This window comes from Pseudomonas sp. S3E17 (assembly GCF_024168685.1).
Lineage (GTDB): Bacteria > Pseudomonadota > Gammaproteobacteria > Pseudomonadales > Pseudomonadaceae > Aquipseudomonas > Aquipseudomonas marginalis.
In genome coordinates, this window is the sequence record NZ_JALJWE010000001.1 from 662,814 (window position 1) to 683,347 (window position 20,534).

17 protein-coding genes are annotated in these 20,534 nt (G+C 63.5%); 12 read left to right on the forward strand and 5 right to left on the reverse strand.

What is annotated here, in order from left to right; all coding sequences use genetic code 11:
• Positions 1–26: 26 nt before the first annotated feature.
• Together macA and J3D60_RS02595 are read left to right on the forward strand one after the other, a co-directional pair.
• Complete coding sequence (macA, locus tag J3D60_RS02590) at positions 27–1,178, forward strand: macrolide transporter subunit MacA (RefSeq protein WP_065941154.1); 1,152 nt, start codon at positions 27–29, stop codon at positions 1,176–1,178.
• Between the two features lie 3 nt (positions 1,179–1,181).
• Positions 1,182–3,140, forward strand: a complete 1,959-nt coding sequence (locus J3D60_RS02595; protein WP_253489474.1) for a MacB family efflux pump subunit — start codon at positions 1,182–1,184, stop codon at positions 3,138–3,140.
• A 48-nt stretch (positions 3,141–3,188) separates the two neighbouring features.
• On the opposite strand, the gene J3D60_RS02600 is transcribed toward J3D60_RS02595, so the two are convergent.
• Positions 3,189–3,857 (reverse strand): helix-turn-helix transcriptional regulator, encoded by a 669-nt coding sequence (locus J3D60_RS02600; RefSeq protein WP_174557009.1) that lies wholly within the window; start codon positions 3,855–3,857, stop codon positions 3,189–3,191.
• 155 nt (positions 3,858–4,012) lie between these two features.
• Positions 4,013–5,257 (reverse strand): methionine gamma-lyase, encoded by a 1,245-nt coding sequence (locus J3D60_RS02605; RefSeq protein ID WP_253489477.1) that lies wholly within the window; start codon positions 5,255–5,257, stop codon positions 4,013–4,015.
• 123 nt (positions 5,258–5,380) lie between these two features.
• On the opposite strand from J3D60_RS02605, the gene J3D60_RS02610 reads away from it, so the two are divergent.
• Together J3D60_RS02610 and J3D60_RS02615 are read left to right on the forward strand one after the other, a co-directional pair.
• Positions 5,381–5,851 (forward strand): Lrp/AsnC family transcriptional regulator, encoded by a 471-nt coding sequence (locus tag J3D60_RS02610; RefSeq protein ID WP_027606550.1) that lies wholly within the window; start codon positions 5,381–5,383, stop codon positions 5,849–5,851.
• Between the two features lie 100 nt (positions 5,852–5,951).
• Positions 5,952–6,389, forward strand: coding sequence for a carboxymuconolactone decarboxylase family protein (locus tag J3D60_RS02615; protein WP_065941158.1), 438 nt, complete (start codon positions 5,952–5,954; stop codon positions 6,387–6,389).
• A gap of 180 nt (positions 6,390–6,569) precedes the next feature.
• On the opposite strand, the gene J3D60_RS02620 is transcribed toward J3D60_RS02615, so the two are convergent.
• Positions 6,570–8,717 (reverse strand): TonB-dependent siderophore receptor, encoded by a 2,148-nt coding sequence (locus J3D60_RS02620; protein WP_253489480.1) that lies wholly within the window; start codon positions 8,715–8,717, stop codon positions 6,570–6,572.
• Positions 8,718–8,887: 170 nt separating this feature from the next.
• Here J3D60_RS02620 and J3D60_RS02625 point away from each other — a divergent pair, with 170 nt between their 5' ends.
• Positions 8,888–9,667, forward strand: a complete 780-nt coding sequence (locus J3D60_RS02625) for an acetoin reductase (RefSeq protein WP_065941160.1) — start codon at positions 8,888–8,890, stop codon at positions 9,665–9,667.
• 68 nt (positions 9,668–9,735) lie between these two features.
• Here J3D60_RS02625 and J3D60_RS02630 read toward each other — a convergent pair whose 3' ends face one another.
• Positions 9,736–11,595, reverse strand: a complete 1,860-nt coding sequence (locus J3D60_RS02630; RefSeq protein WP_253489483.1) for a sigma-54-dependent Fis family transcriptional regulator — start codon at positions 11,593–11,595, stop codon at positions 9,736–9,738.
• 309 nt (positions 11,596–11,904) lie between these two features.
• Here J3D60_RS02630 and J3D60_RS02635 point away from each other — a divergent pair, with 309 nt between their 5' ends.
• From J3D60_RS02635 to J3D60_RS02645, 3 genes are read left to right on the forward strand one after another with little or no spacing between them, the layout of a single operon-like run.
• The gene (locus tag J3D60_RS02635) at positions 11,905–12,882 is read left to right on the forward strand and encodes a thiamine pyrophosphate-dependent dehydrogenase E1 component subunit alpha (RefSeq protein WP_065927960.1); all 978 of its coding nucleotides are present in this window, start codon (positions 11,905–11,907) and stop codon (positions 12,880–12,882) included.
• Between the two features lie 26 nt (positions 12,883–12,908).
• Entirely contained in the window at positions 12,909–13,928 is a 1,020-nt protein-coding gene (locus J3D60_RS02640; RefSeq protein WP_253489486.1) for an alpha-ketoacid dehydrogenase subunit beta, read from the forward strand.
• Positions 13,925–15,028, forward strand: a complete 1,104-nt coding sequence (locus J3D60_RS02645; protein WP_253489490.1) for an acetoin dehydrogenase dihydrolipoyllysine-residue acetyltransferase subunit — start codon at positions 13,925–13,927, stop codon at positions 15,026–15,028. The genes J3D60_RS02640 and J3D60_RS02645 overlap by 4 nt, the downstream gene beginning before the upstream one ends.
• A 52-nt stretch (positions 15,029–15,080) precedes the next feature.
• On the opposite strand, the gene J3D60_RS02650 is transcribed toward J3D60_RS02645, so the two are convergent.
• Positions 15,081–15,968: a helix-turn-helix domain-containing protein gene (locus J3D60_RS02650; protein ID WP_253489493.1), complete on the reverse strand. Its 888-nt coding sequence runs from the start codon at positions 15,966–15,968 to the stop codon at positions 15,081–15,083.
• Between the two features lie 138 nt (positions 15,969–16,106).
• On the opposite strand from J3D60_RS02650, the gene J3D60_RS02655 reads away from it, so the two are divergent.
• The 4 genes from J3D60_RS02655 to J3D60_RS02670 are packed head-to-tail and all read left to right on the forward strand — an operon-like array spanning position 16,107 to position 20,342.
• Positions 16,107–17,465 (forward strand): glutamine synthetase family protein, encoded by a 1,359-nt coding sequence (locus J3D60_RS02655; RefSeq protein ID WP_098480003.1) that lies wholly within the window; start codon positions 16,107–16,109, stop codon positions 17,463–17,465.
• A 22-nt stretch (positions 17,466–17,487) separates the two neighbouring features.
• Entirely contained in the window at positions 17,488–18,576 is a 1,089-nt protein-coding gene (locus J3D60_RS02660) for a polyamine ABC transporter substrate-binding protein (protein WP_065941165.1), read from the forward strand.
• Positions 18,573–19,868, forward strand: a complete 1,296-nt coding sequence (locus J3D60_RS02665) for an FAD-binding oxidoreductase (protein WP_065941166.1) — start codon at positions 18,573–18,575, stop codon at positions 19,866–19,868. The genes J3D60_RS02660 and J3D60_RS02665 overlap by 4 nt, the downstream gene beginning before the upstream one ends.
• A gap of 57 nt (positions 19,869–19,925) precedes the next feature.
• Positions 19,926–20,342: an SRPBCC family protein gene (locus J3D60_RS02670; protein WP_253489496.1), complete on the forward strand. Its 417-nt coding sequence runs from the start codon at positions 19,926–19,928 to the stop codon at positions 20,340–20,342.
• Positions 20,343–20,534: the final 192 nt, after the last annotated feature.

Below are 20,534 nucleotides of genomic sequence, written 5' to 3' on the forward strand. Positions count from 1 at the left end.
AGCCCAACCACTTTTCATGGTCATTTATGCAAACTTCTAAGCTCCGCAAAACCGGCCTGCTTGCAGTCCTGGCCGTCGCCATCGGCCTCATTGTCTACACGGTCCAGGCGCCCGCCGACGCCCCGCAATACCTCACGGCCAGCGTCGAACGCGGCGATATCGAAAACGCCGTGCTGGCCACCGGCGTGCTCGAAGGCATCAAGCAAGTGGATGTCGGTGCCCAGGTTTCCGGGCAGTTGAAGTCGCTCAAGGTCAAGGTCGGCGATAAGGTGAAGCAGGGCCAGTGGCTCGCCGAAATCGACCCGTTGATCCTGCAAAATACCCTGCGCAAGGCCCAGGTGGATGAGGAAAACCTCCAGGCCCAGCGCCGGGCCACGGCGGCGCAGCTCAAGCAGGCCAGGTCGGTGTATGAACGCTACAAGGGCTTGCAGGATGACGAGTCGGTGTCGCGCCAGGACTTCGAAGACGCCGAGTCGACGTTCCAGGTGCAGCAGGCCAACCTGCTGTCCCTGGATGCGCAGATCAAGAGTGCGCATATCCAGATCGACACCGCCAAGGTCAACCTGGCTTACACCCGCATCGTTGCGCCCATCGATGGCGACGTGGTGGGCATCGTCACCCAGGAAGGCCAGACCGTGATCGCCAGCCAGCTGGCACCGGTGCTGTTGAAGCTGGCGGACCTGGATACCATGACGGTCAAGGCCCAGGTGTCGGAGGCCGATGTGATTCATATCAGCCCCGGCCAGCAGGTGTACTTCACCATCCTCGGCGAAGCCGACAAGCGCTACTACGCCAAGCTGCGCGGTACGGAACCGGCGCCGCAGAACTTCCTCGAAACCCAGACTGCCGGCACCCCCAAGCAGAACACGGCGGTGTTCTATAACGCGCTGTTCGACGTGCCCAACCCCGACCATCGCCTGCGCATCGCCATGACTGCCCAGGTGCGCATCGTGCTCGACACCGCCCAGGCGGCGTTGATGGTGCCGGTGGCCGCGCTCGGCCCGCGCAACAACGATGGCCGCTACTCGCTGCGGGTGCTGGACGCCAAGGGCAAGGCGGTGGCGCGGGAGGTGAAGACCGGTATCAATAACAACGTCAAGGTGCAGGTCCTGGAGGGCCTGGCCGAGGGTGAGAAGGTGGTGATCGGTGACGCGTCGCCCACCGTGGCGGGGAACTGACGGATGACCCAGCCACTGTTGGAACTCAAGGGCATCACCCGCAGTTTCATGGCCGGCGAGCGTGAATTCATTGCGCTCAAGGGCATCGACCTGACCATCCATGCCGGGGAAATGCTGGCGATTATTGGCGCCTCGGGTTCCGGCAAATCGACCCTGATGAATATCCTCGGCGGCCTGGACTACGCCACCGCCGGCAGCTACAGGATCAACGGCATCGAAACCCGCTCGCTGGGCAATGACCAACTGGCGGAGCTGCGCCGCGATTACTTCGGGTTTATCTTCCAGCGCTACCACTTGCTGGCGCACCTCAGCGCGTTGCACAACGTGGAAATGCCGGCGATCTACGCGGGCACCCCGCAGACCCAGCGCCACAGCCGCGCACGTGAGCTGCTGGAACGACTGGGCCTGGCCAGCCACACCAGCCATCGGCCCAGCCAGCTGTCGGGCGGCCAGCAGCAACGGGTGAGTATTGCCCGGGCCTTGATGAACGGCGGTGAAGTGATCCTCGCCGACGAACCCACCGGCGCCCTCGACACCCACAGCGGCAAGGAGGTGATGCGCATCCTGGCCGAACTGCACGCGGCCGGGCACACGGTGATTATTGTCACCCATGACCCGAAAGTGGCGGCCAATGCCCAACGCATCGTCGAGGTCAGCGACGGCGAGATCATCAGTGACAAGGCCAATGCCAGCAGTGGCCTGGACCTGCCTGCCGAGGCGCCGCTCGAGGCCAGGCGCAGCGGCGCGCGCCGATTGGTGGCGAGCCTGGGGCTGTTCAAGGAGGCGTTCAACATGGCCTGGGTCGCGCTGGTGTCCCATCGCATGCGCACCTTGCTGACCATGCTGGGTATCGTCATCGGCATCACCTCGGTGGTGTCGATCTCGGCCATCGGCGAAGGCGCAAAACGCTATGTGCTCAAGGACATCCAGGCGATAGGCAGTAACACCATCGACATTTTCTCCGGCACCAGTTTCGGCGACAGCCGCGCCTCGGCCATCGAGACGCTGATGCCCTCGGATGTGGAGGCCCTGAACCGGCTCTACTACGTCGACAGCGCCACCCCGGTGGTGGGCCGCAACCTCTTGCTGCGTTTCGGCAATATCGACCTGGACGCCCAGGTCAATGGCGTGAGCGACCGCTACTTCAAGGTGAAGGGGCTGAAACTCGAAGCCGGCATCGCCTTCAGCGAAAGCGATGCACGGCGCCAGGCCCAGGTGGTGGTGATCGACCACAATACCCGGCAACGCCTGTTCGGGCCGAATGTGGATCCGCTGGGCCAGGTGATCCTGGTGGGCAACCTGCCGTGCACGGTGATCGGCGTGACGGCGGACAATAAGAACATGTTCGCCGCGAGCAAGGCACTCAACGTGTGGGTGCCGTATGAGACAGCGGCAGGGCGTCTCTTAGGCCAGCGCCATCTGGACAGCATCACCGTGCGCATCAAGGACGGCCAGCCGAGCAAGGTGGTGGAAGACAACGTCAATGCGCTCATGCTGCAACGCCACGGCACCAAGGATTTCTTCACCAATAACCTCGACAGCATCATGCAGACGGTGCAGAAAACCAGCCGTTCCCTGGCGCTGCTGTTGTCGTTGATCGCGGTGATCTCCTTGCTGGTGGGGGGCATTGGCGTGATGAATATCATGCTGGTGTCGGTCACTGAGCGCACCCGCGAGATCGGTATTCGCATGGCGGTGGGCGCGCGACAGTCGGATATTCGCCAGCAGTTTTTGGTGGAAGCGGTGATGGTGTGCTTGATCGGCGGGATGATTGGCATCGCGCTGTCCTTCGCCATCGGCTATCTGTTTTCGCTGTTTGTGAAAGAGTGGGAGATGGTGTTTTCCCTGGGGTCGATCATCATGGCGTTTGGCTGCTCGACACTGATCGGCATTGTGTTCGGCTTCGTGCCGGCGAGGAACGCGGCACGGCTGGACCCGATTGAAGCGTTGGCACGGGATTGACCTCCCGGCAGCTGCCGAACCTCGGCGAGGCAGCTGCGGGGAGAGGGCTTAGAGCGCGGTATCGTCGGTGGAGTACATCCACCGCAACAACGAATGCCGTCCGCTGATCCCCAGCTTGATCGCCGCCCGCTTTAGGTAGCTTTCAATGGTGTTGACCTTCAGTGCCAGTTGCTCCGCCAACTCCGGCGCCGTGCGCCCGGCCAGCAGGCCCACGCACACCTCCAGCTCGCGGTTGGAAAGGCTCAGCCCCGATTGCACCAGGCGTTCCTGAATACGTCGACGCAGGGTGTCGATGCCCTGGTTCTGCGATAGGTGCGGGTCGCTGTCACCGCGGCATGGCTGAATCGCGGTGATGTGTTTTTCCACCAAAGGCAACAGCAGCGTGGAGAAGTCCTGCAACATGCTGCGTTCCTGGGGCGAAAAGCTTTCTGACTGGTGGGAGCGGTACACCGACAGCACGTAGCGCACATCATCCTTGTGGCGTGTGAGGTGCAATTGTGCGGCCGGTTGCGCATCGCCCAGGGCCGCCACCGAATCGGTGTAGACCGGGCTGATCTTGCGGCGGGTGTGACCTTCGGGGCTCACGCGCAATTGGGTGATATGGGTGGCGTCCACTGCCAGTTGGGTGAGGATCAGGTCATGCAGCATGCGTGGGAAATCGCGACTGCCGGTGCTGGCGATGACCTTGCCTATATGTGGGAACAGGTGTGAATTCATCAGTTCGTCCATGAGTGTCGAATGCAGGACGTATGCTAGTACAGCCTGGCGGCGGCAGGGGGATCCAATCGGCAAAAAACCGCATTAAGCCCGGCCAACGGTGGTCGGATCCGTCCGGCCACCGTCGTGGGAAAGCACAACCGAGGGCCTGGGGCTTATCGCGCCGACTGTACCGCCATCGGCGTTTCGCGCGGTACGGCGCGGGTGCACTTGGCCAGCGCCTGCTGCACGTCCGCCAACAGGTCGGCGACGTCCTCAAGCCCCACTGATAAACGCACCAGGCCTTCGCTGATACCGTGATGCGCGCGTTCTTCAGGGGTGTAGGTGCTATGGGTCATGCTCGCCGGGTGCTGGGCCAGTGACTCGGCGTCGCCCAGGCTCACCGCGCGGGTGAACAATGTGAGGGCGTTCATGAAGCGTCGTCCGCTGTCGATCCCGCCCTTGAGTTCGAAGGCGATCATGCCGCCGGCCTGGCTCATCTGCCGCGCCGCCAATGCGTGTTGCGCGAAGCCGCGCAGCCCCGGATACGTCACCCACTCCACGGCGGGATGCGCCTGCAAGGCTTCGGCCACGGCCTGGGCGTTGCTGCAATGGCGGTCCATGCGCAGGGCCAACGTCTTGAGGCCGCGCATCAACAGGGAGGCGTCCTGGGGCGACATCACCGCGCCGGTCAAGTCCTTGAGGCCTTGCAGGCGAATGCGCTGGGCCAGGGCCTGGTTGCTCACGGCGATGCCGGCGGTGATGTCGCCATGGCCGCTGAGGTACTTGGTGGCCGAGTGCACCACCACATCGGCGCCCAGTTCCAGCGGCCGTTGCAGGTACGGCGTGCAGTAGGTGTTATCCACCACCACGGTCACGTTCGGCTGTTGATGGGCGAGGGCGGCCACGGCGGCGATGTCCACCAGTTGCAGGGTGGGATTGGCCGGGGTTTCGCAGTAGACCATGCGCGTGGCGGGGCTCAGCGCCGCTTGCAGGGCCGCCAGGTCGGTGAGGTCCACGTGGCGCACCTTGATGCCGAATTCGCCGATACCGTGATGCAACAGGGCGAAGGTGCAGCCGTAGAGCGTCTGGCTGACGATCACCTCATCGCCTGGGCGCAGCAGGGTCCAGAACGTCGCGGCAATCGCGCCCATGCCGGAACTGAACGCCACCGCCGCCTCGCCGTTTTCCAGGCTGGCCATGCGGGACTCCAGCAGTGCCAGGGTCGGGTTGGAAATGCGCGTGTAGAAATGGCCACCGGCCTCGCCGGCGAAACAGGCGGCGCCGTATTCGGCGGTGGGGAAGGCAAACGTGGCCGACAGGTAGATCGGCGGCACGAGTGCGCCGTGGTGGTCCTTGGGGTCGTAGCCGTGGTGGATGGCACGGGTGGAAAAGCCGAATGCATTGTGTTTAGTGTTCATGTCGGGCGCTCCTTATTTCCTACAATGCTATGCTTATAACCACGGCTGTATTTTGCAAACTTTGCCGACAAATCCCGTGTCCTGGGATGAAAACTCGCTAAAAACAATAAACAGAGGCACATCATGCCCATCACGCTGGATCGCACCGACAAAGCGTTATTAAACGCCCTGCAAGGCAATGCCCGTTTAACCGTGGCCGAGCTGGCCGACCGCGTGTCCCTGACCACGTCACCGTGCTGGCGGCGGGTCAGGAACCTGGAGGAGAGCGGAGTGATCAGCGGCTACCAGGCGATCCTCTCGCCCAAGGCGTTGGGGTATGGGGTGACGGCGTTTGTCAGCATCATGATGGAGAGCCACACCCAGGAAATCGCTCGGGCGTTCGAGCAACGCCTGTTGGATATTCCGGAAATCGTGGCCTGTCATAACGTGTCGGGGCGCTATGACTTCTTGCTCGAGGTGGTGGCCAGGGATCTGGAGTCGTTCGGCGAGTTTGCGCGGGAGGTGTTGCAGACGCTGCCGTGCGTCAAGGAGATCTATTCGAGTTTTTCCTATAAATCGGTGCGCCCGTTGCGGGTGATTCCATTACCAGGTTGATCGCACCATTGGTCACCTGTTCTTCCCCGCAATTGGCTATTTCTCCCCTACGGCCCGGTGGCTAACCTAGCCACCACTTCCCACCGTTCCGGAGTTCCGCATGCAAGCCCGTACCGATTTCTACACCGCTTCCCCAGACGCCATGAAAGCCATGCTCGCCCTGGAAGCCGCCGTCGGCAAACTCTCCATCGAACTGCCATTGCTGGAGCTGATCCGCCTGCGGGTCTCACAGATCAACGGCTGTGCCTTCTGCCTGGACATGCACACCGCCGATGCCCGCAAGGGTGGCGAGACCGAGCGTCGCCTGTACACCTTGTCGGCCTGGCGCGAAACGCCGTTCTTCACCCCGCGTGAACGCGCGGCATTGGCCTGGGCCGAGAGCCTGACGCTGCTGAGCCAGACCCACGCCCCGGACGCAGACTTCACCGCGCTCGCCGCCGAGTTCAGCCCCCGGGAGCAAGTCGACCTGAGCGTGGCCATCGCCACGATCAACAGCTGGAACCGCCTCGCGGTAGGTTTCCGCAAGATGCCTGAATAGGCGGTTGAAGACGGCTCTTTTGTGGTGAGCGGGCTTGTCCCGCGCTGGGCTGCGCAGCAGCCCCAAAACCAGGCGCAGAGGAGTGCCTGATATACCCCATTCGTCTTCATCAGGGGCGCTTCGCACCCCAACGCGGGCGGTGCGACGATTCGCCAAGCCCGCTCGCCACAGCAGTAAGTGTCAGAAGTTCACCGAAGCACTCAGGCGCGCCGTCAGCGGCGCGCCCTGGAACAGATAGTCATCGCCCATGTACTCGCCCGCGTCGCGCCAGTAGCGCTTGTCGAACAGGTTGTCGACGCTCAGGCGCAGCACCGTCTCGTAGCCGTCGACCCGGGTGGTGTAGCGGCTGCCGACGTTGACCACTGCGTAATCCCCCACCTCCACATTGCCGCTGCGATTGGCGTACTTCTTGGCGCTGTATTGCACGCCGCCGAGCACCGCCAGGCCATTGACCCACGGCAACGCATAATCGGCATACACACTGGCGCGCAGCTTGGGCACGTTGATCGCCTGGTGGTCTTCGTATGCCGGTGTGCCGCTGCCGCTGACCCGTGCACGAATCGCCGCCACGCTGGTGGAAATCTGCAGACGGTCGGTGGCCCAGCCGTTGGCCGACAGTTCCACGCCGGTGTTCTTCTGCTCGCCCTGTTGCACATAGGTAAAGGTAGCGGCGCCATCCGGCTTGGCGTACTGATAGGCCTGGCGTGTCTGGAACACGGCGGCGGCGAAGCTGATGCGGCGCCAGTCGTATTTCACCCCGGCCTCGATTTGCCGCGAGGTGGTCGGGGCCAGGGTTTCATCGGCGTTGCTGGCAAACCACGGCGCGGTGCCGCCCAGGGACAGGCCTTTGCTGTAGCTGGTGTACAGCGAGATGTTTTCCACCGGTTTGTAGATCAACGATGCCTGGGGCAGAAACACGTATTGCTGGGTATGGCGGGCCTGGTTGCCAGTGACACCGTCGAAGGCTTTTTCATCCAGGCGCACTTCGCGGCCACCGAGGAGGGTTTGCCATTGCTCGTTGAGGCGGATGCGGTCGGTGACGAACAGGCCATACTGGCGGCTGTCGAGGGTGCGATGGCTGTCGTTCAACGGCTTGTCGGTGGGCGTGAACGTCGGCGCGTCAGCGTCGATATTGGCCGTGCCGATGTACTCGTTGACGGACTTGCGCTTGTCGATCACCCGGCGAAACGCGCTGGTGCCGAAGGTCAGTTCATGGCCGATGCCTGCGGTGTCGAACAGGCCGGTCATCGCCGCCTGGACTTCATCGTCACGGCGGGTATCGTCGGGGCTGCGGTAGTCGTAGACGTCGTAGTTGCCTTCGGGCGTGAAGTGGTTGCCGACACCGTTGGTGTCGCCGCCCCAGGCAAACGAACTGTAGTCATCGATCACCACCTTGCTGCGCGCGGCGCTGACGCTGCCTTTCCACTGGTTGCTGAAGCGGTATTCGAACGTGCCGTTGAGGTTCAGCGAATCGATGCCGACCTGCCTGGAACCGCTCTGGTGGCCCAGCAGTTTTTTCGGCGAGGCGTCGTGGGGCACCTCGGTGCCGCCCAGCAACTGGTAGCCCGGTACCGAGCGCTGTTGCTTGTTCTGGTATTCCGCGTCCAGTTGCAGCACCGCGTCGGGGCTGATGTTCCAGTCGAAGGCCAGGGAGACAAAGTCGCGCTGGCCGTTGGCGTGCTCCACATAGGAATTGAGGTCTTCATGGGCGACGTTGGCGCGCAGGCCGAATTGCTGCTCGCTGCCAAACCAGCCACCCACGTCGGTGGCGATATAGCCACTGCCGCGGTCATCGGTGGACACCGTCACCGAGCGCACATCCTCCGGGCGCTTGGTCACGTAGTTGATCACGCCGCTGGGCTCGGAAATCCCGCTCTGCAAACCGGCCAGGCCCTTGAGCACTTCCACCTGCTGTTTGTTTTCCAGGGCGACGTTCTGCTCGCCGGTGATGGTGCGCCCGTTGATCTTGTAGCTGCTCGCCGCATTCAGCGAGAAGCCACGCACCACGAAATTTTCGTAGTAGCCGATGGGGGCGTAGCTATCGCCCACCGAAGCGTCGTTGCGCAGCACTTCACTGAGCAGGCGCGCTTGCTGGTCCTTGATCAGCGCCGCATTGATCACCGTGATCGAGGCCGGAGTGTCCAGCAGCGGCGCCTCGTTGAAGCCACCGACCGAGGCGGTGTCTGCGCGATAGCCGGACGCGTCCTGGCCCTGGACCTGCACTGCCGGCAGCTCGAGTTGTGCCGCCCAACTGTTGCCGATCCCGCCGCTGAGCAGCAGGCCGAGGGCGAAACGTGTACTGACGACAGGACGAAAACGCAAAACCATGGGGGAGGGCCTTAAAGCGCAGGGCGGGGGGCGCATAAGCTAGGCATAACCGCTCGGTTTTACAAGTGAGACGTCCCGTCTCAGCCCTCCCGCTGAATGACGTGCCTCTCGACAGCCTGAGTGCCCACCTGCGATAGACAGGACTTCTCTAACCCTTGCAGGAGATCATCATGGGTATCGCTGGAAAAGTTGCACTGGTGACCGGCGCCGGGCAGGGCATTGGCCGGGCCATCGCCCTGCGCCTGGCACAGGACGGTGCCGACATCGCCCTGGTCGACATCAATGGCGCCAAGCTCGAGGCCGTGGCCGCCGAAGTCGTGGCCCTGGGGCGCAAGGCCTCGGTGTTTATCGCCGACGTGTCCAAGCGCGACCAGGTGGTGGCGGCGGTCGAACACGCACACCAGACCCTCGGCGGCTTCGACATTATCGTCAACAACGCCGGGGTCGCGCAGATCGACGCGCTGCTGGACGTCAGCCCGGAACAGGTCGAGCGCACCCTGGGCATCAACGTGCAGGGCGTGTTGTGGGGCATCCAGGCGGCCGGCAGGAAATTCAAGGCGCTCAAGCAAAAGGGCAAGATCATCAATGCCTGTTCCATCGCCGGCCACGAAGGCTTTGCGCTGCTGGGCGTGTACTCGGCCACCAAGTTCGCCGTGCGCGCCTTGACCCAGGCGGCGGCCAAGGAACTGGCGAGCGCCGGGATCACGGTCAACGCCTATTGCCCGGGCGTGGTCGGCACCGACATGTGGGTGGAGATCGACAAGCGCATGGCCGAGATTACCGGTGCCGAAGTGGGGGCGACCTACAAGCAGTATGTGGATGGGATTGCCCTGGGCCGTGCGGAAACGCCGGAGGATGTGGCGGGGTTGGTGGCCTACCTGGCCGGGCCGGACGCGGATTACATGACCGGACAGGCGCCGTTGATCGACGGTGGGCTGGTTTATCGCTGATCTCCCAAGGCCTAGGGTGTTAAATGTGGGAGGGGGCAAGCCCCTCCCACATGGTTGCCCCCGTTGTGTCAGTGCTTGCCGGGCATGTCGATGCCCAACTGGTTGACTCGGCGGTACAGGGTGGCCCGGGAAATCCCCAGCGCCTGCGCCGTCGGCAACGGCTTCCAGCGATGCCGGATCAAGGCATCCAGTACCACTTGGCGTTCCGGGCTGACGCTGTGCTCGGCCAGCGTCTCGACCTGCTCCCCACGCACTTCCACCGGCAAGTCCGCCAGCTGAATCGTGCCGCCTTCACACACTGCACAGGCATACGCCAGCACATGGTGCAGTTGGCGCACATTGCCCGGCCAGGCATAGCCCAGCAGGCGTTCCAGCGCGGCCTGGCCGATGCCCACCGCGACGCCGCTGCCGCGCGCTTGCTGCTCCACCAGTCGGTTGATCAATGCCAGCTTGTCACTGCGCTCGCGCAGCGGCGGCAGGCAGAAGCGTGCGCAGCCGAGGCGGAAGTACAGGTCTTCGCGAAAGCGCCCGTCGCTGACCAGCACGGCCAGGTCGCGGTGGCTGGCGCAGATCACCTGGATGTCTACCGTGCGGGTCTTGGCCCCGCCCAGGGGCGCCACTTCACCCTCGGCCATCACCCGCAGCAGGCGCGTCTGCAACGCCAGCGGCATATCGCCGATTTCATCGAGGAACAGGGTGCCGCCATCGGCCTGCACCAACAGCCCCGGCATGCCTTTGCTGGAGGCCCCGGTAAAGGCGCCGGCCACGTAGCCGAACAGCTCGCTTTCAATCAGGTTTTCGGGGATCGCCGCGCAGTTCACCGCGACAAAGGGGCCTGTTCGCCGGGCGCTGCGTTCGTGCAGCTGGCGGGCGAAAACCTCCTTGCCGGCGCCGGTTTCCCCCTGCACCAGCACCGGCAGGTTGCGGTCCTTGACGCGCACGGCCAGGCGCAGGTGTTCTTCCACCCGTGGGTCGACCTGGGTGTGCGCAACGGGCCGTGCCGGTCTGCGGCGCGGGGCGTTGACCCGCACGTGCAGTACGCCAGGCTCGCCCAGCCATTGCAGGTGTTGGGTCGATTGATCGGTGGCCGAGCGCAATGCATCCAGGTCGAACACCTCGCCGATATGCGCCGGCACCTGGCCGAAACGCCGGCGCAGTGCCTGGCGCGCCTTGCTGTTCAGGGCGTGCAGGCGCCCGTCCTGGTCCCAGGCCAGCAGCAGGTCGGGCTGGCTGTCCACGTAGCCTGGTGTGCTGTGGGCCTGGAGCACCCAGTGCTCGCGGGCGCTGTGCATGAAGAAGGCGTTTTCGATGGCCTGGGCACTCTGGGCCACCATCTGCCGCACCAGGTGCTGGCTGCGCCGGTCATCCGGGGATTTGAGCGCTGAGGCATCCATCACCCCCAGCAGGTTGCCCTGGGGGTCGAAGATCGGCGCGGCGGAGCAGGTCAAACTGATGAAGGCGGCGCGGAAGTGGTCGCGCTTGTGCACGGTCACTGCGGCCTTGCTGGTCAGCACCGTGGCCACGCCGCAGGTGCCTTCCTCGGCTTCCGACCAGCAGGTGCCGAGGTACAGGCCGGCTTTGCGGCAGTCGCTGCGAATGGTGGTGTCGACGCGGTGGTCGATGGTCTGGCCCTGGGCGTCGGTGAGCATCACGCAGTAGTCGGCGTGGCGCACCCGGTGGTGCAGTTGCCCGACTTCCTCGCCGGCGATGCGCATGAACAGCTCGGCGCGTTCGCGGCATTCCTTGAGCAAGGGTTCGGTAAGGATGCGGGGCCCCTGCAGCGAGCCGGGGTCGAGGTGGTGTTGTTCCATGGAGCGCCGCCATGAATCGAAAATCAGCGACGGCACCGGCGCCTGGGGCAGGCGATCGGCATTGCGGACCACGCGACTGACGCAGTCGACGTGTTCCCTGGAGTTCGCGGCGAGCATAAGGCCTCCGGTTCTCGATCTTTGTTGTTATGCCCGCCATTAAGCGCCCGTGGGCGCGAGGGGACAAGGGCGACCTGACCAACAGCCCCGCGTGAGACGCGGCGTCTCATTTCGGCCGAGACGCCGCCTGCACAGTGCAATGCACCGTCTCATTCTGCACAGGCATACCGTCCCGGCACAACCGCACGGCACTGCTCTGGATCAAGGCTTTGCCAGGTTTCATCGCACCTTGGCACAGGCTGTGCTGAACCGCTTACAGCTGGCCGCAGCCAGCCTTTTGTGTGTCGAGACAACCTGGAGAACAACAAGATGTCCACCCACCTGTCCACCGATCAATTGCTGCATGCCTACACCGTGATGCGCACCATCCGTGATTTCGAAGAACGCCTGCATGTGGAATTCGCCACCGGCGAGATCCCCGGTTTCGTGCACCTGTATGCCGGCCAGGAAGCCAGCGCAGCGGGGGTCATGGCCCACCTCAACGATGAAGATTGCATCGCCTCCAACCACCGTGGCCATGGCCATTGCATCGCCAAGGGCGTGGATGTGTTCGGCATGATGGCCGAGATCTACGGCAAGAAAACCGGCGTGTGCGGCGGCAAGGGCGGCTCCATGCACATCGCCGACCAGGAGAAGGGCATGCTCGGCGCCAACGGCATTGTCGGGGCCGGTGCGCCGTTGGCGGCGGGCGCTGCGCTGGCCTCCAAGCTCAAGGGCAGCCAGGGCGTGGCGGTCGCATTTTTCGGCGACGGCGGCTCCAACGAGGGCGCGGTGTTCGAGGCGATGAACCTGGCGTCGATCATGAAACTGCCGTGCCTGTTCGTCGCCGAGAACAACGGCTATGCCGAGGCCACCGGTTCCGGCTGGTCCGTGGCGTGCAAGGACATTGCCGAGCGGGCGGTGGGTTTCGGCATGCCGGGGGTGATTGTCGATGGCAATGATTTCTTTGCCGTACACGCGGCGCTGGGCGTGGCGGTGGAGCGTGCACGCAAAGGCGACGGGCCGACCTTGGTGGAAGTCAAGCTGAGTCGCTTCTACGGCCACTTCGAAGGCGATGCACAAACCTATCGTGGCCCGGACGAGGTGAAGAACCTGCGCGAATCCCACGACTGCCTCGCACTGTTCCGCCAGCGCTGCAATGCCGAAGGCTGGCTTGACGCGGCCCAGTTCGAACGTATCGACGGTGAGGTCGCGCAGTTGATCGACGACGCCGTGCGCCTGGCCAAGTCCGATCCCAAGCCCCAGGCCGCCGACCTGCTCAGCGATGTCTACGTCGCCTACCGCTAATAACTACAAGACTCGGAGAGAATTTCATGGCTCGCAAAATCAGCTATCAGCAGGCAATCAACGAAGCCCTGGCCCAGGAAATGCGCCGGGACCAGAGCGTGTTCATTATCGGCCAGGACGTCTCCGGCGGCACCGGTTCCCCCGGCGAGCAGGACGCCTGGGGCGGTGTGCTGGGCGTGACCAAGGGCCTGTACCCGGAGTTTCCGGATCGGGTACTCGATGCGCCGTTGTCCGAAGTCGGCTACGTCGGCATGGCCGTCGGCGCCGCCACCCGTGGCATGCGCCCGGTGTGCGAGTTGATGTTCGTCGACTTTATCGGCTGCTGCCTCGACCAGTTGCTCAACCAGGCCGCCAAGTTTCGCTACATGTTCGGCGGCAAGACCACCACGCCGCTGGTGGTGCGCGCCATGTACGGTGCCGGCCTGCGTGCCGCCGCCCAGCATTCGCAGATGCTCACCTCGATGTGGACGCACATTCCCGGGCTCAAGGTGGTGTGCCCGGCCACGCCCTATGACGCCAAGGGCATGCTGATCCAGGCGATCCGCGACAACGACCCGGTGATCTTCCTCGAACACAAGATGCTCTACAGCCTGCAGGGCGAAGTGCCGGAAGAGCTGTACACCGTGCCGTTCGGCGAAGCCAACTTTGTGCGCGAAGGCCGCGACGTGACCCTGGTGACCTACGGGCGCATGGTGCATATCGCCCTGGAAGCCGCGGCCAACCTGGCACGCCAGGGCATCGACTGCGAAGTGCTGGACCTGCGCACCACCAGCCCGCTGGACGACGACAGCATCCTCGAGAGCGTGGAGAAAACCGGGCGCCTGGTGGTGATCGACGAGTCCAACCCGCGCTGTTCCATCGCCACCGACATCAGTGCGTTGGTGGCCCAGCAGGGCTTCTCGTTCCTGCGCGCGCCGATCGAGATGGTCACCGCGCCGCACACGCCGGTGCCGTTTTCCGATGCGCTGGAAGACCTGTACATCCCCAACGCCGTGAAGATCGAGGCCGCGGTGCTGAAGATCGCCGACAAGAGGAACGCCGCATGATCCATACCTTGACCATGCCCAAGTGGGGGCTGTCGATGACCGAAGGCCGCATCGACGTCTGGCTCAAGCAGCCCGGCGACCGGGTGGAGAAGGGCGAAGAAGTGCTGGACGTCGAGACCGACAAGATCTCCAGCAGCGTCGAGGCGCCGTTCAGCGGTGTGTTGCGCCGCGTACTGGCGCTGAGCGACGAGACCTTGCCGGTGGGCGCGCTGCTGGGGGTCGTGGTGGAAGGTGAGGCCAGCGAGGCGGAGATCGATGCGGTGATCGAAAGCTTCAACGCCGGGTTCGTCTCAAGCAGCGCCGAAGCCCAATCCACCGGGCCGAGTGCGCAGAAGGTCGAGGTGGGCGGGCGTTTGCTGCGTTATCTCGACCTGGGCGAGGGCGGTACGCCGCTGGTGCTGGTGCATGGCTTTGGCGGCGACTTGAACAACTGGCTGTTCAACCAACCGGCCCTGGCCGCCGAGCGCCGGGTGATCGCCGTGGATTTGCCGGGGCATGGCGAGTCGGGCAAGCCTCTGCAAACCGGTGACGCCGAAGAGCTGAGCCAGGCGGTGCTGGCCTTGCTCGATCACCTCAAGCTCGACCGCGTGCACCTGGCCGGGCACTCCATGGGCGGCTTGGTCAGCCTGACGGTCGCCCGTCAGGCTCCGGCGCGCGTTGCCTCACTGACCCTGATCGCCAGCGCCGGGCTGGGGGCGGACATCAACGGCGATTACTTGCAAGGTTTCACCGAAGCCAATAACCGCAACGCGCTCAAGCCGCAACTGGTGCAACTGTTCAGCGACCCGGCGCTGGTGACGCGGCAGATGCTGGAGGACATGCTCAAGTTCAAGCGGTTGGAAGGGGTGGATCAGGCGCTTCGTCAGCTCAATGCCCAGTTGTTTGAGGGTGGGCGCCAGCGCCTGGATTTGCGCAACGTGGTGGGGCGGCAACCGAGCCTGGTGATCTGGGGCAGTGACGATGCAATCATCCCGGTCGACCATGCCCAGGGGCTGGAGGCCCAGGTGGAGATTCTGCCGGGGCAGGGGCATATGGTGCAGTTGGAAGCGGCGGAGCGGGTTAACCAACTAATCTCAACCTTCCTAAAATCCCAACCTTGAAATGCAATTCAATGTGGGAGGAGGCAAGCCCCTCCCACATTTTCAGATGCATTCAAAGTGAGTGCTTGAGGGTTTCGCTCGGCAGCTCTTTGAACAACGCGCGGTAGCTGTTGGAGAACCGCCCCAAATGCCAGAACGACCAATTCATCGCCACCTCGGCCACGGTCGTTCCGGCACCGCTCAACAATTCCCGCCGTGCCCCGTTCAACCGGCGCAGGCGCAACCACTGCGCCGGGCTCATCCCGGTGTAGGTCTTGAACCCTTGCTGCAACTGGCGCAGCGGTACGCCGGCAATCCGCGCCAGTTCCAACAGGTTGACGGTTTCGTCCGGTGTATCCGCCGCCCACTCGCCTATGCGCGCCATCAACCGGCGTTCTTCACTGCGCTTTTGCAATGAGCTGCGATCCAGGCACACGCAAGCGTTGTCGAGGATGAACAGGCAGTCGTCGAGCAACTGCCGGGTGAGGGACACCGGGTCGATGTCCGTGGACAAGCGCGTCAGGGTGCCACTGAGCCAACGGCTGAACAGCGCGTTCTGCTGGCAGGCCAGCGGCGCCATGAACAGGCCTTCCAGTGTGGCCACGTCCAGGCCATGGTGCTGCACGAACTGCGGGCCGAACACCACCGCCACTTCGCGGTAGTTCTCTGGGGTGATCCAGGTGTTGCGGCTTTCGCCATTGAGCAGATACAGCGCGTTGTCGCTGCCATCGAAACAGAACGCCAGCGCGCCCGGCGGTGCGTTGAAGTGCTGCTCCACACGGGTGTTCATGCTCTCTTCGTAGACCTGCACACCGTGCAGGTCGAGGTAGCGGACGCGCCCGGCAAAATGCCCCGGGGACATCTGCTGGTACTGCTGCACCCAGCCGGGTGTCGCACGGCATTGGGTGGCCACATCAGCAGTGGTGAAGGCCTGTACGCGTAAAGCGGTTGCCTGGGTCATGGGTGATCCGTGCGCACTCTATTGGTGCGTTGTGCTGCGTGCAAAGTGGATAGATGGCCTGTGAAGGCTGGCCCAAGATAGACCTCAATGCGCCGCGAGTACAAGGCGGCGCAGCACCCACCCCATGACGAGGTCCTTATGAACGCCCCCTTCGATCAGCTGTACACCTGGCTGAAAGAACACAAGATTACCGAAGTCGAATGCGTGATCAGTGATTTGACTGGCATCGCACGCGGCAAGATTGCGCCCACCAACAAGTTCCTGCATGAGCGAGGCATGCGCCTGCCGGAGAGTGTGTTGCTGCAAACGGTAACCGGGGACTTTGTCGACGACGAGATCTACTACGACCTGCTGGATCCGGCCGATATCGATATGGTCTGCCGCCCGGTGGCCAACGCGACCTACGTGGTGCCGTGGGCCATCGAGCCCACCGCCATAGTGATCCACGACACCTTCGACAAGCACGGCAACCCCATCGAACTGTCGCCGCGCAATGTGCTGAAGAAAGTCCTGCAGCTCTACACCGACCGGGGCTGGCAGCCGATTGTCGCGCCGGAAATGGAGTTCTACCTGACCCAACGCTGCGAAGACCCGGACCTGCCGCTGAAAACCCCTATCGGCCGTTCCGGCCGTGCGGAAACCGGGCGCCAGTCGTTCTCCATCGATGCGGCCAACGAGTTCGACCCGCTGTTCGAAGACGTCTACGACTGGTGCGAAGCCCAGGGCCTGGACCTCGATACGCTGATCCATGAAGACGGCCCGGCGCAGATGGAAATCAACTTCCGCCACGGCGATGCCCTCGACCTGGCCGACCAGATCACCGTGTTCAAGCGCACCCTGCGCGAAGCCGCGCTCAAGCACAATGTGGCCGCCACCTTCATGGCCAAGCCGGTGGCCGACGAGCCGGGCAGCGCCATGCACCTGCACCAGAGCGTGGTGGAGATCGCCACGGGCAAACCGGTGTTCGTCGACGCCGACGGCAACATGAGCCCGCTGTTCCTGCACCATATCGGCGGATTGCAGAAGTACATTCCCAAGCTGTTGCCGATGTTCGCGCCCAACGTGAATTCGTTCCGCCGCTTCCTGCCGGACACCTCGGCGCCGGTCAATGTGGAGTGGGGCGAAGAAAACCGTACCGTCGGCCTGCGCGTGCCCACCTCGAGCCCGGATGCGATGCGCGTGGAAAACCGCCTGCCGGGCGCCGATGCCAATCCCTACCTGGCCATTGCCGCCAGCCTGCTGTGTGGCTACCTGGGGATGATCGAACAGATCGAACCCAGCGCCCCGGTAGAAGGCCGCGCCTATGAGCGCCGTAACCTGCGCCTGCCGTTCACCCTCGAAGACGCCCTGGCGCGGATGGAGGACTGCGACACGGTCAAGCAGTACCTGGGCGACAAGTTCGTGCGCGGCTACGTCGCGGTCAAGCGCGCCGAGCACGAGAATTTCAAGCGGGTGATCAGTTCCTGGGAGCGTGAGTTCCTGCTGTTGAGCGTCTAAAAAACACAAAAGAGGTGTCGATATGCGTCTTGTGAACAAGCTTCTCCCGCTGGCCCTGGTGGCCGCGTTCAGCGGTGCCGGGCAAGCTGCGCCGACGGTGAGCGTCTACAACTGGACCGACTATATCGGCGAGACCACCTTGGCCGATTTCCAGGCCAAGACGGGGATCAAGGTGATCTACGACGTGTTCGACTCCAACGAAACCCTGGAGGGCAAGTTGCTCGCCGGTCGCACCGGCTATGACGTGGTGGTGCCGTCCAACCACTTCCTGGCGCGGCAGGTAAAGGCCGGCGCATTCCTCAAGCTTGACCGTTCGCAGTTGCCCAACTTCAAGAACCTCGACCCCAAGCTGCTCAAGCTGCTGGAGAAAAACGACCCGGGCAATGCGCACTCGGTGCCGTACCTGTGGGGTACCAACGGCATCGGTTACAACGTCGACAAGGTCAAGCAGGTGTTGGGTATCGACCATATCGATTCATGGGCGGTGCTGTTCGAGCCGGAGAACATCAAGAAGCTCAACCAGTGCGGCGTGGCCTTCCTCGACTCGGCGGATGAGCTGTTCCCGGCGATCCTCAACTACATGGGCAAGGACCCGCGCAGTGAGAACCCCGAGGACTACCAGCAGGCCGAGGCCAAGCTGTTGACGCTGCGGCCGTACATCACCTACTTCCATTCCTCCAAGTACATTTCGGACCTGGCCAACGGCGATATCTGCGTGGCGTTCGGCTATTCCGGCGATGTATTCCAGGCGGCCAACCGCGCCAAGGAAGCCAAGAACGGCGTGAATATCGCCTACTCGATTCCCAAGGAAGGCTCCAACCTGTGGTTCGACCTGCTGGCGATTCCGGCCGATGCGAGTCACCCAAAAGAAGCCCATGCCTTCATTAACTACCTGCTCGACCCTGAAGTGATCGCCAAGGTCAGCGCCTCGGTCGGTTACGCCAATGCCAACCCGGCGGCGAAGGCGTTCATGGCCCCGGAACTGGTGAACAACCCCGAGGTGTACCCGTCCCAGGCCGTGCTCGACAAACTCTATATTTCCACCACGCCGACCCCGGCGACCATGCGCCTGATGACGCGCGCCTGGAGCAAAGTGAAGACCAACAAATGACCCTATCCAGCGACCACGCCCGCTCCTACTACCTTGCGTCGGCGAATGCCATGCCGGAGCGCCCGGCACTGGGCGCCGACCTGAGCGCCGATGTGTGTGTGATCGGCGCTGGTTTTACCGGGGTCAACACCGCTATCGAACTGGCCCAACGCGGGCTCTCGGTGATCCTGCTGGAGGCCCGGCGTATCGGCTGGGGCGCCAGCGGGCGCAATGGCGGGCAGTTGATTCGCGGGATCGGCCACGATGTGTCGGGGTTCGCCAGGTACGTGGGCGAGGAGGGCGTGCGTTACCTGGAACGGGCCGGGATCGAGTCGGTGGCCCTGGTGGGCGAGCGCATTCGCGAGCATGGGATCGACTGCGACTTGCGCTGGGGGTTTGCCGAGCTGGCCAACACCCCGGCGCAGTTCGCTGCGTTCAAGGGCGAGCAGGACAGCCTGGCGCGCCTGGGTTATGTGCATGAAACCCGCCTGGTGGGCCCGCAGGACATCCGCGACGTGGTGGATTCGACGCAGTATGCCGGCGCCTTGGTGGACATGGGCTCCGGGCACCTGCACCCGCTGAACCTGGTGCTCGGCGAGGCGCAGGTGGCCGAGTCCCTTGGGGTGCGGATCTTTGAGCACACCGAAGTGCTGGAACTGATCCACGGCGACACGGTGCAGGTGCGTTGCGCTGGCGGCACGGTACGCGCCGCCAGCCTGGTACTGGCCTGCAATGCGCACCTGGAGGAACTGGAACCGCGCCTGAGCGGCAAGGTGCTGCCGGCGGGCAGCTACATCATCGCCACCGAGCCGCTGTCGGTTGCACAGGCCAATCAGTTGATCCCGCAGAACCTGGCGCTGTGCGACCAGAAAGTCGGCCTGGATTACTACCGGTTATCCGCCGACCGTCGCCTGTTGTTCGGCGGTGCCTGCCATTACTCGGGGCGCGATCCCAAAGACATCGCGGCCTATATGCAGCCCAAGATGCTCAAGGTGTTCCCGCAATTGGCCGACACCGCCATCGCGTTCCAGTGGGGCGGCAGGATCGGCATCACCGCCAATCGCTTCCCCCAGGTCGGGCGGCTCAAGCAATACCCGAATGTGTTCTACGCCCAGGGCTATTCCGGGCATGGGCTCAACGTGACCCACTGGTGCGCGCGGCTGCTGGCCGAAGGCATACACGCGGGCCACAGCCAGGGCCTGGATATTTTCAGCCGGGTGCCGCACATGACCTTTCCGGGTGGCAAGGCCTTGCGCTCGCCGCTGCTGGCGTTGGGAATGGCGTGGCATCGCTTGCGGGAATTGATGCATTGAAGCCCGGGGCGTGGCAGGCTGTGCACGACGTTTTACTACGACTTTTGGAGATTTAGCGTGCCAACAGCATCTGCAGTGATTGAAATCCCGGTATCGGCCGAGACGGTCTGGCACTTGGTGGGTGGCTTCAACAGCCTGCCGGACTGGCTTCCGTTTATCGCCAAGAGCGAGCCCGGTGAAGGTGGCCGCGTGCGCCATCTGACGACCGCCGACGGCGGTGTGATCGTCGAGCGTTTGCAGACCTTCGATAACGTCGGGCGTACTTACAGCTACACCATTGAAGAGTCGCCGTTTCCGGTGAGTGCTTACCTGGCGACGTTGCAGGTTGAGGCGCTGACGGAGTCGTCGGCGAAGGTGACGTGGTCCGGTGTGTTTACCCCGGCGGCGGGTACTACGGAGGCGGCGGTGGAAGAGCTGTTTGCCGGGGTGTACAAAGGCGGGGTCGAGGCGTTGCGCGCCAACTTCCCGGCCTGATTCGATCTACCCGGCAATGCAAGGTATCTACACAACTTTCAGAGACTGGCGAGTTCCCCTGTGGCGAGCGGGCTTGCCCTAATGCCCGTCAGTTAAGGCTTTTTGTAGGAGCGAGCTTGCTCGCGAAAAACTCACAGGCGCCGCGTTTATTCAGGAGGCACGCGTTATCGTTGACGTTTTTCGCGAGCAAGC